General features: G+C 42.6%; 10 protein-coding genes. 4 read left to right on the plus strand and 6 right to left on the minus strand.

Annotated elements, in window-relative coordinates:
* Window positions 1–6 precede the first annotated feature (6 nt).
* Window positions 7–3300, plus strand: coding sequence for an efflux RND transporter permease subunit (locus tag L2730_RS13145; RefSeq protein ID WP_248975008.1), 3294 nt, complete (start codon window positions 7–9; stop codon window positions 3298–3300).
* On the plus strand, window positions 3297–6368 hold the full coding sequence (locus L2730_RS13150) for an efflux RND transporter permease subunit (protein ID WP_248975009.1): 3072 nt from the start codon (window positions 3297–3299) through the stop codon (window positions 6366–6368). Before L2730_RS13145 ends, L2730_RS13150 begins: the two co-directional genes overlap by 4 nt.
* Window positions 6369–6543: 175 nt before the next feature.
* On the opposite strand, the gene L2730_RS13155 is transcribed toward L2730_RS13150, so the two are convergent.
* The gene (locus L2730_RS13155) at window positions 6544–7560 is read right to left on the minus strand and encodes a sensor domain-containing diguanylate cyclase (protein WP_248975010.1); all 1017 of its coding nucleotides are present in this window, start codon (window positions 7558–7560) and stop codon (window positions 6544–6546) included.
* A gap of 594 nt (window positions 7561–8154) precedes the next feature.
* Between L2730_RS13155 and L2730_RS13160 the strand changes: the two genes are divergently transcribed.
* Entirely contained in the window at window positions 8155–10242 is a 2088-nt protein-coding gene (locus L2730_RS13160; RefSeq protein ID WP_248975011.1) for a bifunctional 2',3'-cyclic-nucleotide 2'-phosphodiesterase/3'-nucleotidase, read from the plus strand.
* A 70-nt stretch (window positions 10243–10312) separates the two neighbouring features.
* Here the strand turns inward: L2730_RS13160 and L2730_RS13165 are convergent, their stop codons facing one another.
* The 3 genes from L2730_RS13165 to L2730_RS13175 form a co-directional block, all read right to left on the minus strand.
* The gene (locus tag L2730_RS13165; protein WP_248975012.1) at window positions 10313–10498 is read right to left on the minus strand and encodes a hypothetical protein; all 186 of its coding nucleotides are present in this window, start codon (window positions 10496–10498) and stop codon (window positions 10313–10315) included.
* A 210-nt stretch (window positions 10499–10708) separates the two neighbouring features.
* Window positions 10709–11014, minus strand: coding sequence for a Fis family transcriptional regulator (locus L2730_RS13170; protein ID WP_248975013.1), 306 nt, complete (start codon window positions 11012–11014; stop codon window positions 10709–10711).
* Window positions 11015–11038: 24 nt separating this feature from the next.
* Complete coding sequence (locus L2730_RS13175) at window positions 11039–11404, minus strand: hypothetical protein (RefSeq protein ID WP_248975014.1); 366 nt, start codon at window positions 11402–11404, stop codon at window positions 11039–11041.
* Window positions 11405–11638: 234 nt separating this feature from the next.
* On the opposite strand from L2730_RS13175, the gene L2730_RS13180 reads away from it, so the two are divergent.
* On the plus strand, window positions 11639–12250 hold the full coding sequence (locus L2730_RS13180) for a DUF938 domain-containing protein (protein ID WP_248975015.1): 612 nt from the start codon (window positions 11639–11641) through the stop codon (window positions 12248–12250).
* Here the strand turns inward: L2730_RS13180 and yjjG are convergent.
* A complete protein-coding gene (gene yjjG / locus L2730_RS13185; RefSeq protein WP_248975016.1) occupies window positions 12247–12924 on the minus strand; it encodes a pyrimidine 5'-nucleotidase in 678 nt (225 codons plus the stop codon). The two genes, L2730_RS13180 and yjjG, sit on opposite strands and share 4 nt — an antisense overlap.
* Before the next feature lie 139 nt (window positions 12925–13063).
* On the minus strand, window positions 13064–15073 hold the full coding sequence (locus tag L2730_RS13190) for a methyl-accepting chemotaxis protein (protein WP_248975017.1): 2010 nt from the start codon (window positions 15071–15073) through the stop codon (window positions 13064–13066).
* Between the last annotated feature and the right edge of the window lie 598 nt (window positions 15074–15671).

Genomic DNA, 15671 nt, shown 5'->3' on the forward strand with positions numbered 1-15671 from the left:
CGCGCTATGTCGATAATAAAAACCTCGGTAAACCGTCCTGTCACAGTGTGGATGTTTATGTTTGCCGTGATTCTCTTTGGTATGGTTGGTTTCTCACGTCTCGCGGTGAAACTACTGCCTGATTTAAGTTATCCAACCATTACTATTCGTACTCAATATGTGGGTGCCGCGCCAGTTGAAGTGGAGCAGTTAGTCTCAAAACCCATCGAAGAAGCGGCGGGGATTGTCAAAGGCTTACGTAAAATAAACTCTATCTCTCGTTCAGGGATGTCTGATGTGGTACTCGAATTTGAGTGGGGCACAGACATGGATATGGCAAGTCTCGATGTCAGAGAAAAACTCGATACCATCGAACTGCCACTGGATGTAAAAAAACCGCTATTACTGCGCTTTAATCCAAACCTTGACCCCATAGTTCGCCTCGCGCTTTCAGTTCCAAACGTTGATGGTGATGTGGCTAAATCTGCGAGCGATAGCGAGCTCAAGCAGATGCGTACCTATGCGGAAGAGGAGCTTAAAAGACAGCTTGAATCATTATCAGGTGTCGCCGCAGTACGGCTATCTGGCGGGTTACAGCAAGAGGTCCATATTCAACTTAATCAGCAAAAGCTAACACAGCTTAACTTAAGTGCTGATCTCATTCGTAGCCGTATTGCAGAAGAGAACATTAACCTCTCCGCCGGTAAAGTTATTCAAGGCGATAAAGAGTATTTAGTTAGAACTCTAAACCAATTCAACTCGCTTGATGAATTAGGTCAGATTGTTATTTATCGCGATGCGCAGACCTTAGTCAGACTCTTTGAAGTCGCTGAGATAGTTGATGCCCATAAAGAGCGCAACGATATTACTCGTATTGGTGATAGAGAATCAATTGAGCTCGCCATTTACAAAGAGGGTGACGCCAATACAGTAGCCGTAGCACGCAAAGTCACAGATGAGATAAATAAACTAAACAAAAATAGCCCTAAAGCTGAGCTGCAGGTCATTTACGACCAATCTGAATTTATCGAAAGCGCAGTGAATGAAGTCACCTCGGCAGCGCTTATCGGTAGCTTGCTGTCTATGTTAGTTATCTACCTATTTTTACGAGATATTATACCTACACTGATTATTTCAATTTCTATTCCTTTCTCCGTCATTGCCACCTTTAACATGATGTATTTTGCTGATATCAGCTTAAATATTATGTCGCTTGGCGGAATTGCACTCGCAGTCGGCTTGCTGGTTGATAATGCCATTGTGGTACTGGAAAATATCGACCGCTGTAAGTCACTGGGCATGAATAAACTTGATGCGGCTGTAACGGGTACGAAAGAGGTATCAGGTGCAATTTTCGCATCGACACTCACTACCCTTGCGGTATTTGTGCCTTTAGTATTTGTTGATGGTGTTGCCGGTGCGCTTTTCTCTGACCAAGCTCTGACCGTCACCTTTGCGCTATTGGCATCACTGTTTGTTGCGCTGACCACCATTCCAATGCTTGCATCACGTGAGGGTTTTAAAGCGCTACCGCCGCTTATGGCCAAAACTGAGAAACAAAAGCCACAAACCAAGCTTGATAAGCTTAAGCATTACAGCGCTACCGTGTTCTCGTTCCCATTTGTATTGCTATTTAACTATCTGCCAAGCGCACTGTTAACACTAGCACTGATTATTGGCCGCAGCCTTTCTTGGCTTGTAGGGCTGGTTATGCGTCCATTAAGTAGTGCCTTTAATTGGGTCTATGGTGTGCTTGAAAGTGGTTATCATCGCTTATTGGCTGGCGCGCTTAAATTCAGGGTGTTGACCTTATCCATTGCTATTGCCATTACTGCTGGCGCGGCCCTATTGGTACCAAGACTCGGTATGGAGCTTATACCGCCGATGAATCAGGGCGAGTTCTATGTCGAAGTGTTGCTTCCACCAGGGACTGAAGTATCAGAAACCGATAAAGTACTGCGCACACTGGCACTGTCTATTAAAGACCGAGCAGATGTTAAGCATGCTTATAGTCAAGCCGGAAGCGGCGGACTGATGACATCAGACACCTCTCGAGGCGGCGAGAACTGGGGACGTCTGCAAGTCGTATTGGCAGATCACGACGCGTTTGAAGCTGTCACTCAGAAACTTCGCACCACAGCAATGCGGATCCCGGAGCTTGAAGCTAAAATTCAGCACCCTGAGCTATTTAGCTTTAAAACTCCATTGGAGATAGAGCTGGTTGGTTACGATTTGGCGCAGCTTAAATCCACTGCAGATAATCTAGTGGACGCACTATCTGATTCTGACCGATTTGCAGACATCAACACCAGCCTAAGAGATGGACAGCCTGAACTGAGTATTCGATTTGACCATCAACGCCTCGCGGCTTTAGGCATGGACGCACCATCTGTGGCAAACCGGATTGCACAACGAATTGGCGGCACGATTGCCAGTCAATATACGGTTCGTGACCGTAAGATTGATATTCTAGTGCGCAGCGAACTTGATGAGCGTAACCAAATTAGTGATATCGATTCGATGATCATTAATCCAAACAGTAGTCACCCTATTTCACTCAGTGCTGTCGCAGATGTCAGCCTTAAACTTGGCCCATCGGCGATTAATAGAATTAGTCAGCAGCGAGTCGCGATTGTCTCTGCTAACTTAGCCTATGGTGACTTGAATGACGCAGTATTGACCGCCCGTGAAATTCTCGCTAACCAAACGCTGCCGACTTCTATTCAGGCCCGTTTTGGTGGCCAAAATGAAGAGATGGAGCATTCATTCCAGTCATTACAAATAGCCTTAGTGCTGGCTGTATTTTTGGTTTACCTCGTCATGGCTAGCCAGTTTGAGTCTTTGTTACACCCGCTACTCATTCTTATCGCGGTACCAATGGCGGTAGGTGGCAGTATTTTAGGACTTTACATTACCCAAACACATTTAAGTGTGGTGGTATTTATTGGACTGATTATGCTAGCGGGTATTGTGGTTAACAATGCAATTGTACTCGTCGATAGGATTAATCAGCTACGTCAATCGGGGCAAGATAAGCTAACCGCGATCACCAACGCCGCCGAGTCACGCCTGCGCCCTATCATCATGACCACGATGACAACTGCTTTGGGCCTGTCTCCTATGGCACTGGGATTAGGTGATGGCAGTGAAGTGCGTGCTCCGATGGCCATAACTGTTATTTTTGGCCTATCGCTATCGACACTGCTTACGCTAGTGGTGATCCCTGTGCTCTACGCGCTGTTTGACCGCAAAGATTATGCAAATAATGAAGTAGAGCAAGAAAGTGCTAATGAGCCCGCTATCGAAGGGGGTCAAGCATGAATATCACCCGCCTAGCTATCGCACGGCCAGTCACCACGGCGATGTTCTTTGTCGCTATATTACTGTTCGGTCTCGCTTCTAGTCGCTTGTTGCCGTTAGAGATGTTTCCTGGCATCGATATTCCGCAAGTGATTGTAGAAGTGCCTTATAAAGGCTCAACTCCTTCAGAGGTTGAGCGCGATATAACCAGTGTATTAGAGGAAACATTGGCCACTATGGGTGGCATTGAAGAGCTGCGTTCAAGCTCTTCGCAAAATGGCGCCGAGATAGAGCTCAGAATGAAGTGGGGAGAAAATGTAGCTACTAAAAGCCTAGAAGCACGCGAAAAAGTAGACTCTGTACGTCATCTGCTTCCCAAAGATGTTGAAAGGGTGTTTATCAGACAGTTCAGCACCGCCGATATGCCGGTTCTCAATTTACGAATATCGAGTGATAGAGAGTTATCAGGCGCTTTTGACTTACTTGATAAGCAGCTCAAAAGACCACTTGAACGCGTTGAAGGTGTATCACAAGTTACCCTTTACGGTGTTGAGCAAAAACAGATAGAGATCCGCATTAATGCAGACAAACTGGCGGCCAGTAATATCTCGATTAGAGAGCTGACACGCCGTATGCAACAAGAAAACTTTGTCATTAGTGCCGGTGTGTTAAAGACAGATTCCCGAGTCTATCAAGTCTCGCCTAAAGGTGAATTTAGGAATCTCGATGAAATAAACTCGCTAGTACTGACCCCAGGAATTACCCTCGGTGATATAGCAACAGTGAGTTTCTCGTTACCTGAGCGTTTAGATGGTCGCCACCTAGACCAAAACTATGCAGTAGGACTCGATGTATTTAAAGAGTCCGGCGCAAACCTAGTTGATGTCTCTGCGCGGGTGTTGAAAGTGATTGAAAACGCCAAGCAAGATCCCCAGTTCCAAGGCGTTAAGCTGTTTGTGATGGAAGACCAAGCGTATGGAGTTACCTCATCACTGCGCGACTTGCTAACCGCGGGTTTGATTGGTGCCCTGCTCTCTTTTGTGGTGCTGTATCTGTTCTTGCGTAACCTTAAGATGACCTTGGTGATCGTGTCATCAGTGCCGATTGCGATCTGTATGACGCTGGCTGCGATGTATCTACTCGGTTACAGCTTGAACATCCTTTCTATGATGGGGTTATTACTCGCTGTAGGAATGCTGATTGATAACGCTGTGGTCGTCACCGAAAGTGTACTGCAAGAAAAGCAGCTGCAAAAATCAGATCCTACCGCCAAGAAAACTAAAGCTAGTGATAACAGTTCGATACTAAACGGTGTTGATAAAGTGTCGTTAGCGGTACTAGCAGGTACCTTAACCACCGCTATCGTATTCTTACCCAATATTTTTGGGGTGAAGGTTGAGCTCACTATTTTCCTTGAGCATGTCGCAATTGCTATCTGTATTTCACTGGCAGCATCACTATTAGTGGCCAAGACGCTATTACCACTGATGCTCAGTAAAATGGAGTTTAACCTGCCGGAAAAAGTGCACGAAAGTAAGTTACAACAGCGTTATCTTAATAGTCTTAACTGGATACTATCGAGACCAAAAACCTCCGGTGTTATCGCATTAATTTTGCTTGGCTCTACCGCATTGCCCCTATCAATGGTGAAACAAGATCAATCTGATGGCGAAGGCAACAACCGCCTTTACATCAATTACCAGGTTGAGGGGCGCCATAGCCTAGATGTCACCGAGAAGATGATCGATAAAATGGAGGATTATCTGTACGCCAACCAAGACAAATTCTACATCGACTCGGTTTATAGCTACTTTTCTGCAGACAGAGGTCAATCGACCTTACTGCTAAAAGAAGATATAGAGATTGATATGAAAGCCTTGAAAAAGATGATCCGAGAAGGTTTTCCAAAATTTGCTATCGCAAAACCGCAGTTTGGTTGGGGTGGAGAAAACAACGGCATTCGCATCTCGTTGACTGGCCGTTCTACCTCCGAGCTCATTCATATCAGCGAACAAGTGATCCCATTGCTTAGTGCTGTTAAAGGGCTAACCGATGTCCGTTCAGAGCTTAGCGGCGCTCAACAAGAGGTGGTGATCAGAATTGACCGTGAAATGGCGGCAAGACTGGATCTTAAATTGAATGAAGTGGCATCAAGCATCTCTATGGCACTTAGAGGCTCTCAACTGCGCTCATTCCGTCATGATCCAAATGGAGAACTTCGGATAGAGATGGCCTACGAGCAGCAGTGGCGCTTGTCACTGGAAAAACTGAAACAACTGCCGATCATCCGTATCGATAATCGTGTTTATACGCTAGACAGTCTGGCTAATATCAAGATCCAGCCTCGATTTGACACGATTCGCCATTACGACAGACAAACCGCGTTATCGATTGGCGCCAATCTCGATGACCTCACCACCGAAGAAGCGCAAGAGAAGATCACCCAGGTCATGGAGACGATTAACTTTCCTGCAGGCTACGGCTATTCGTTACGCGGAGGATTCCAAAAACAAGATGAAGATGAGGCAGTCATGGCAACTAACATGATTCTAGCTATCGCAATGATCTATATTGTGATGGCAGCATTATTTGAGTCACTGCTGCTACCAACTGCAATTATCACCTCAATCCTATTTTCGATTACCGGGGTATTTTGGGCACTGCTATTTACCGGCACCCCAATGTCGATAATGGCAATGATAGGGATTTTGATTTTGATGGGGATTGTGGTCAACAACGGCATCGTATTAGTCGACCAAATAAACCAGCTTAATCCTGAGCTCGATAAGCTGTCAGAAACCATCAGTCGAGTGTGTAATACCCGACTACGTCCTGTATTAATGACGGTGGGCACCACAGTATTAGGTTTGGTACCTCTGGCGATGGGTGATACTCAGCTCGGTGGCGGCGGCCCTTCATACTCGCCGATGGCAATTGCCATTATTGGGGGGCTGACATTCTCTACCGTAACCAGTTTATATCTGGTACCACTTTGTTATCAGGCGCTATATAGAATGCGTCATCAATCAGCCATTCGCCTTGGCCAAGCAGATCGATTCTCACGTCGCATGTTGCCTTGGATGAACTAGCGAAATAGTAAACTCAGAACTTAAAAACCGAGTCATAAATTGGCTCGGTTTTTTATATTAATTCAAATATAAAATAGAAAGACATCACTTCTGCTATTACACGCCTCTATTTGTATAGAAGCTTAAGCAAAAACACCTATAAAAGTAACGATGGAGAATCTCATCATTAACAAATTCATGTCTCTGCAATACATACCGCACAGTTGTTCCTACCTCCATTTTTAGCCATATAAAGTGCTTTATCCGCGTACTTAAGCAAATCAGTAGCATTGAGTTTGTCGCCTTTCAATGCAGCCACACCGATACTGACCGTCAGGTTATTCATCTTGCTGTGTTGCCCATCTAGCAAGTTTAAATGCTCAACATTAGCGCGAATTCTCTCAGCAATGTCTAAACCTGCATTTATATCTGTTTCTGGCAACAATATCGCGAACTCTTCACCACCATATCTAGCGGCAATGCCTGCTTTCCTTAGCAGTGAAGTATCGATGGTATAAGCTACTTTCTTTAGAACAATATCACCAGTGTCATGACCATATAAGTCGTTATAATGCTTGAACAGATCGATATCTATCATTAAGAGTGACAAGCTTTGCTGGTTTTCCTTAGCCCTAGCAATGTTTTCGCCAATGTATCTATCAAAAGCATGACGATTATATAGCTGCGTTAGAAAGTCTGTTTCAGCTTGCTTAAATAACTGCTTGTTAGCCAACTCCAGTTCAAGAGTACGCTTATACACTTTAGCTTCTAATTCATGATTAAGTTGCTCAAGCTCCTGCCTAGCCAAATTTTGTTTTGTGGTGTCAATTGAAACAATCATCAAGTGATCAATACCATCTCCACTTTCACTTAACGGTGAAATAGTGGAGTGAAACCAGACTTCATTTCCATCCATGTCGACCACTGCAGCTTCCTGCTCAATGATCTTACCTGAATCACGAGCATTGATAATATTTTTCAACATCTCGTCGCGAAAACATTTCGGATAAAAAGAAAAAGGGTATGGTTTACCGTAATAGCTAGTAACATCAGTAATACCAAGGCTATTGATACCTGCAGCACTCATATACTGCAAATTAAAATCAAGGTCGATAATTTTTGTACAGATTGGCGAGTTAGTGATCCAAGCATGGCTCTGCTCTTTAGAAAACAAAAGTCGCTCTTCTTTGATACTAAATTTAGACAATGACATTAACTTGCGCCCTCTTTAGTGGACTAGCCTGAGGTGTAGTAAATGACGAACCAATTAGGTTCAACGTCAAAACCTCTAGCAGCCAGTCTTTTTTACTAACGAAGTGAGCAAGTAGGTTCGACTCAATCCGTGAGTATGTGATTCCTGATAGCTGTTAAAGTTCTATTTCAAGCCTTTAAAATAAATGATAACCAGCCAACATATTGTAGACGTTGAGCTCAATTCTGCTAGTTTGCTGATTGCCCCCAAAATACCTCTCGCCTTTCACTTATCTCTCCAGTAATAAACACAGCACACATAGCGCACCTTCAGCGGCAATAACAAAGAAACACAAAAAAGCCACACTAAACACACCTAAAATCACCACAATCATTACAAACAACACTCTTAACGACTAATAAAACAGCTAACAAATCAGTTACTTTGAGTGTCACAAATTGATACAAGCAAAGCATGCTATAGATCACAAAACTCACATAAATAGTCCTTATAATCACGCTCGTTAATAGTGAGTTATGCCAAAAATAAACCTATTAACAGTTTAAGAAGCGAGCAATCACTTCTTGGGGTCTAAACAAATATAAGAGAATGGATATGTTAAACAAAAAAGTTTTAGCAGTAGTTATCGCAGCATCACTTGGTCTAACGGCTTGTGGCTCAGACGATGATGACAACAAAGTCAGTGAGGTTCAGGTTGATCTTCGAATTCTTGAAACTTCAGATCTGCACACTAACATTATGGATTTTAACTACTACAGTGGTAAAGAAGATCCAACAATCGGTCTAGCAAGAGCAGCTAGCTTGATCAGCCAGGCCCGCGCAGAAAAAGCAAACTCAGTACTGGTCGACAACGGTGATCTACTTCAAGGCAGCCCAATGGGCGATTACATCGCTAGCGCTGGCCTAAACGATACTCATCCTGCTTATAAAGCGATGAACACCCTAGACTACGCTGTTGGTAATATTGGTAACCATGAATTCAACTACGGCTTAGAATTCCTAGAGAAAGCCATTGCCGGTGCAGATTTCCCCTACATTAACGCTAACGTTATCTGTGCCAACAAAGATGGTTGTTGGAATGAAGTCGAATTTGCGGACAACATGTTCACCCCTTATCTCATTACCGACAAAGTAGTTGTCGACAGTAATGGTAATGAGCACACCATTAAGATCGGTTATATCGGTTTTGTTCCACCACAAATTCTACAGTGGGATAAAGCAAACTTAGATGGTGAAGTTGAGGTGCTTGGTATTACTCAGGCTGCGAGAAAATTCATCCCACAAATGAAAGCTGAAGGCGCTGATGTAATTATCGCCATCCCGCATTCAGGTATTGGCTCTAGCGATAACCCAGGTGATGCTTGGGCAGAAAACGCAACTTATGCTTTGACTCATGTAGAAGACATTGACGCTATCATGTTTGGTCACAGCCACTCTATCTTCCCTGATGCTAAGTACGCTGATTTACCTAACACTGACGTTGAAAAGGGTCTATTGAACGGCGTACCTGCTGTTATGCCTGGTCGCTGGGGTGACAACTTAGGTATTGTTGACCTTAAACTTCGCAAAGAAGACGGTAAATGGAATGTTTACCATGAAGAGTCGCAAACTGAAGCGCGCCCTGTTTACGATACAGCAAACAAAGAAGAGTTGGTTACTGGCGAGCAATCAATCCGCGACGCTGTTGAACTTGAACACCAAGGAACTTTAGAGTTTGTAAACCAGCCTATTGGTGTAGCAACAGCTGACATGTACAGCTTCTTAACTCTGGTTCAAGATGATCCTACGGTACAGATTGTTTCTGATGCACAGATTGCTAAAGTGACTCAGCAAATTCAAGCTGGTACTGATGAAGATCTGAAGAAACTACCAGTATTGTCAGCATCTGCACCTTTTAAAGCCGGTGGGCGTTATGAAGAAGGTGATGCTAGCCAATTTGTTATGGTTGAAGCAGGTGAACTGACATACAGTAACGCTGCTGACCTATACTTGTATCCAAACACTATGGTTGCAGTAAAAGCGACCGGTGCTGAGCTACAAGACTGGCTAGAGTGTAGTGCAAATCAATTTAACCAAATTGATCCAACCAGCACTGCGCCACAGAGCCTAATCAACCGTTCAGGTCATCCAACCTATAATTTCGATGTTATCGATGGTCTAACTTACAAAGTTGATGTCACTCAGCCGTCTAAGTATGACCGCAACTGCGCCGTTGTTAATGCTGATGCAAACCGAATTGTTGACCTAGCTTACACCGATGCCGACGGCAAAGTATTTACTGGTGCTGAACTTAGCGAGAAAGAGTTCGTTGTTGCATCAAATAACTACCGTGCCTTTGGTGGTGCATTTGCGGGAACAGGTCCGGATCATGTAGTACTTGAACTTCCTGATGAGAACCGCGAAGCACTATCTCAGTACATTACTGCAGAGTCACAGCCTGACGGTTCAGGTGGATACAACAGCGCTGTTGATCCTTCAGCAGACTACAACTGGGATTTCAAAACCATCACCACTAACGTAACACTTGATGTTCGCTTTGAAACCCAAGACAGCGAACTTGCTGATAGTTTCATTGAAGCAAATCAACAACGCACAATGGTTAAACTTGCTAAAGATGACAGCACAGTTGCAGGTTTTGCAATCTACAGCATCGACTTAACGACAGAGCCCGCTACAAAGTAATCGCTCGCAACTAAGTTTTAATCCACTAAAAAGGCTCCTAAATGGAGCCTTTTCTATTGCACTATATCGATTAACTAACTGGAAAAAGCCATTGGTAAACCCAACGAGCGCCATAAAAACCGGCGGGTAACCCAGCTACAATACCTAGCATTAAGCCAAAGAATTTAAGTCTTTTCCGATTAAGTCGAGACAACATCTCGATATCGTCATCGAAATCAATCTGATCCTGTTGATGGGTCACTTGATTAGTATCCATATTGGTTTCAACTCCCTGCCTTTAACTCTAGATATCCCTACCGCCGAATTATGGCTGGCAATTACCATTAACGCCAATGATTACTTGCTACAAAATGTTTACCCTAAACCAACAAAACAAAAATGACCTTGCTTACATCCTAGTAAACACAAAAAAGCAGACAAAAAACTGCAGATAACAGCATCTTTACAAAGAATATTTCGATGCTCTCTATCCATTACGTTCGTCTGTATCGAAATGACATTGTTTAGCAAAATTTTTAAGGTGAATATTCTGCTTAGCTAAAGCATTAGCCGCCTCTTTTGCCATTTCATCGGTTTTAAGCTGGGCCTTAGCGCTTCTTAGGGATGCGAAAGAATCAAACATAAAAGTAATCGTTAAAGTCTGGTTTACATTGTTGAAATTCACTTTATGAGTCAACCATTCAAACCCAACAACTTGCCCTTTTAACCGCTCACACACTTCAGTCAATACGATCCGGATAGTATTCTCTATTTTTTTGTCACTTTTTCTCACTACAACCTCAATCAGTTCACTGAATTAACCTTGATTTATAACGATCAATTTAGCGATAAACCCTTTTACCGAATCGGCCTTGTCGAAACTAAACGCTAACCCATAGTGAATACCGTTAACACTCTTTTGTACTCGTTTTGGAAACCGCGTCATTTCAGAATAATGGCAATATTGTTCTTTGGCATGAACCCCCTCAAGTGCTGCCAAATCAGCCTTAAACACTTCATAAGCGGGCCTGATCACTAACTGAGCTTGCTTACCATCAACATACAGATAGAAAGGCTCCTTTAGTTTTGGCAACATATATTCAGTCACTTTTTTGAGAGTGAAGTTAGTGCGACACTCAAGCTCGCTCAATACTGCCATCATCTCTTTTTGTTCAATCGCCACGTTATTTCCTCATTCATTATGGCCGTAAACACGGCATAAGATTTAAACTTGATAATAACGCCTTTAACAAAATCTACCTACGACTATCTGGCTGTTTTAATTTAATATACAAGCTATATAGAGTTGTTTTTGGTCCCATAAAAGAGTAAAAATAACGGTTATAAATCAGACTTGCACCGTTATTTCCTATCAGTTTAAATAGCGGCTTGTGACATTGATAAAAAGGATAAATTTGTGAGTTCTCTTCCCTACTCTCAATCATGTGAAAATAATAAGGCGGCAATTGCTGCAATTTTACAGGACAGTTTTAGCCAATCATCACATGTGCTGGAGGTTGGTAGCGGTTCAGGGCAACACGCTGTGCACTTCGCCAAACTACTCCCCCACCTGACATGGCAGACTAGCGATCAGCTGGAGTATCATTCAGGGATCAACGCCTGGCTAGCGGAATCTCCAAGCGCTAATTTACGTAAACCACTTGAACTAGATGTATTGCAACCATGGCCCATCTATCAACTAGAACAGCCACTTATTGATGCCATATTTACCGCAAATACGCTGCACATCATGTCAAAGGAGATGGTTAGACAGTTTTTTATCGGGGTTGGCAGACATCTAAGTGACAATGGACAATTATGTATCTATGGGCCTTTCAATTACCAAGGACAATACAGTAGTGACAGTAATCGAAATTTTGACAGCTGGCTTGCAAACAGAAACCCGCAAAGTGCCATACGCGATTTTGAATGGATAATGCAGCTTGCAGAAGAGCAAAGTTTAAGTTTAATAGCTGACTTTAGCATGCCAGCTAATAACCGTTTACTACACTTTGAAAAACAATGTTAGTTTGCCTTCAACAACTGCTGCAGCTCAGTTAAAGAACCAACCTCGTAATGCGGGGTGATATTGTCAGGTTTATCTTCACCAAGTCGATTAAGCCAACAAGTATCGATCCCAGCATTTATACCTCCCTGTATATCTGAATGCGGGTTATCGCCAACCATTAAAATGGTATCGCGTTTAGGCTGACCCATCTGTGAAAAAGCATGATCAAAAATACCGACATCAGGTTTGGCGACTCCCACTTGCTCAGATATCACCAATGGAGAAAAACGATCCAATAAGCCCACTCGTTCCAACCTCACGGTTTGCAGTTCAGTGAAGCCATTAGTAATGATCCCCATATTAACTCTGCCCGTTAAAGCATCAATCAACTGCTGGGCACCTGGCAACAATGTGCAGATATCTGCCATCGCAGTCAAAAATTCACTATTAAGTCGCTGAGTAGACACTTTAATTTTATCTGCCCACATTTCAAAACGAGTATTTTGCAGCTGCTTAGCCGTTAGCTTTCCATCTTGATAATCAACCCACAAAGGCTTATTCACCAACTGGTATTGCTGAAAATCCTCAGCGGTGAAATCAACATTAAAACGAGAAAACATCAGCTGCAAACCTTTAAAAGCATCAAAGTGGAACAAGGTTTCATCAGCATCAAACAATATCCAATCGTACTTCACGTATCTATCCTTTATATGGTTTTATTGCTTTCTTAATGCTGCGAATTTTACCTTAATAGACAACTAAAAAGCACCTTGTTGATTAGACAAGGTACTTGTTGAGCTGTATTAGTCACTATTTCATGACTTTTTCGTTACGCTATATTTTAAAACGTCTCACTAAATCTGTCAGTTTGTCGGTTTGTATCTCAAGATCGGTACAGCTTTGCATTAAATTGCCCGCTTCACTTTGAGTTTGCTCACCAATATTATTAACCTCTTGCATCATATCTCGAATAGACTGGGAGACTTGATCTTGCTCTTGTGTAATATTTACAATGCCCTGCATATGCTCACTGTTCTCATCCACGACAACGGTAATTTCTGTCAGTTGAGTATGTACAACTTGAGTATCTTCCATGTACTGATTAACTTGCTCACGTGTTGATCGCATACTGCTTTCAGCTGCAACCGCTTTACTTTGCAAGTCATTAATACTGCTTTGGATACTCTCAGTCGATTCTTGCGTTCGTTTGGCTAATTGGCGCACCTCATCTGCAACGACAGCAAACCCGCGACCGTGCTCACCAGCTCTTGCCGACTCAATCGCTGCGTTCAACGCTAATAAATTAGTTTGTTCAGCAATATTGCGGATCACCACCATTACTTCGCCAATCGATTGGCTGCTCATGCGCAGATCTTCAATGGTATGAACGGCACTATCAAAGTTTACATTCAGCGTTGATAGTCCCTCCATTGAGTTACTCAAGACTGATTGACCTTGCTTTGAAGTGTCGCTTGCCACTTCTGCGGATTGGCGAGCGCTTGATACCTGTTCTTTAATCTCGTGGGCTGTCTCGGCCATCATGTTGATAGTATTAACCGCAGAAGCCACCTCTTGCTGTGACGCCTCTATTTTATTAGAGGCAAGCTGACTAATGTCACTCACGTTGGCAGTTGTCTGTTTTAACTCGGCACTGCTATCCTGTACGTGACTCACTATATTTTGTATTTGGCTGACGAAACTATTAAATGCTTCCGATAACTGACCAATTTCATCATTATTTTTAACAGCAATGGTTTTAGATAAGTCTCCATCACCTTCCGCTATTTCGACTAAGGCTTCCTTCACCTGAGAAAGTGGCTTAAGCAGCATAGAGGTCATAAAATAAACCGCCACTAAAGTGACAATCAAAATGAGCAACACTATCAGAGCTGAAGATTGTACAGATTCCTTCACTGGCGCTTCGGCGTATTCTACCGGGATCATGATGGCCAGTTTCCAATCAAGGCTTAACTGAGTAACCTCCACGTTACTAAACTGCACATAGTAATCCTTACCCCGCCACGTGATTTGTGACTTGCCATAACTGTCGCGTTCCATTTGCTTCGCGAGCTGCATAAAGCCTTTATTGCCATTTTGCCGATCTAATGTATCCAGTTTGATGTTTTCCGTTTCGCGATTCTCAACATCGACAATAGCCAGTTGCTCATCAGGAAAAACCACCATATCGCCATTATTGTCTAACAAAAATGCCTGGCCTTGGCCTTTATAATTGATGGCAGAAACAATGTCTTTTACCGATGTAAGATAGAGATCTACGCCTCCCACTCCGATGAAATCTTGCTCAAAATTGTTAATCGGAAAATTAATAGACACATAAAACTCGTTGTACCTTGGCTCAAAGATAATACGGCTAACATTCCACTCCTTAGTGTCTTTAACTTCGTTCCACCAAGGACGTTCAAGCACGTTGTAGCCAGGTATGACAGACACCCCTTCTTCAGCAAAATACTCACCTGTAAACCCTGAACCAAAGAATATCGAGATGATATCGCTACTTTGTTTCACTTCTCGATCTATAATTTTCACGACTCGTTCAAATTCAGGCGTATCCAATCCTTCGCCGCTGACAGTATGACTATCAAACCAATCAATAAGCCCAACGTTTCTAAAGACCGTGTCGACACCATTTGCGTGTTGCTTAAAGTAACTTTCAATCTCGGTCGCATTCAACTTGATTGATGCCGCCATCGAATCATCTAGTTCACTGCTAGCTGATTGAGCGACGTAACGCACGGTAAAAAATGCGGTTAACAATAGGACCAGAGAGACAACAATTGCTGTTGAAACAACTATTTTTGCTGTTATCGAATTTTTAATACTCATAAGATACCCAATTATTACGATTCCAATTCATTTATTGGTTTATTATTCTGATTTATTTTTAAAAAGTGCCAAATTAACATTAACCACTATCGGCTCGCTTACAAAAATCGTTAGCAAAACAAGATGAAAAATATTAAGGATGATAATATCAAAAAATATAGTAATTAAAAGCCTTTGCCAATTAGTCTAAAAAAAATGTGGCGGTAACACATTGCAAAACGATTAAACTGGTTAAATATTGCATTCCAATGGTTCATATTGCGAGCAAAGATTAGTTTTTAGAACTGCTAGCGTGCCGCTTTCCAGCTCATCCTCCACCAATCGTCGGCAAAAGCAAATAATTCTACTTTTATTTATTTAATTTCAAAAGCTAACGATAAGGGTATACAATATCCACGATATCAAGTATCATCCTCTATTGGTAAAAATTGACAAGGTAACATTCCTGAAAAAGGATCCTAAAATAGTATTGTGAGTTGAACAAAACGATAAAACTTATATTGCGAATTTATTATATAAGCACTAAATACTGCTCCATTCATTAATATAATAAATACCGTCACATTGTAAAATATTTGATCTTTATAAGTGGCAACTT

It is taken from the genome of Shewanella kaireitica, assembly GCF_023284045.1.
In the GTDB taxonomy this organism is placed as follows: Bacteria; Pseudomonadota; Gammaproteobacteria; order Enterobacterales; family Shewanellaceae; genus Shewanella; species Shewanella kaireitica.

Excerpts from the sequence above, each read along its gene's own strand:
- L2730_RS13145 (WP_248975008.1), top strand. The coding sequence starts at position 7 with ATGTCGATAATAAAAACCTCGGTAAACCGTCCTGTCACAGTGTGGATG.
- L2730_RS13150 (WP_248975009.1), top strand. The coding sequence starts at position 3,297 with ATGAATATCACCCGCCTAGCTATCGCACGGCCAGTCACCACGGCGATG.
- L2730_RS13155 (WP_248975010.1), bottom strand. The coding sequence starts at position 7,560 with ATGTCATTGTCTAAATTTAGTATCAAAGAAGAGCGACTTTTGTTTTCT.
- L2730_RS13160 (WP_248975011.1), top strand. The coding sequence starts at position 8,155 with ATGTTAAACAAAAAAGTTTTAGCAGTAGTTATCGCAGCATCACTTGGT.
- L2730_RS13165 (WP_248975012.1), bottom strand. The coding sequence starts at position 10,498 with ATGGATACTAATCAAGTGACCCATCAACAGGATCAGATTGATTTCGAT.
- L2730_RS13190 (WP_248975017.1), bottom strand. The coding sequence starts at position 15,073 with ATGAGTATTAAAAATTCGATAACAGCAAAAATAGTTGTTTCAACAGCA.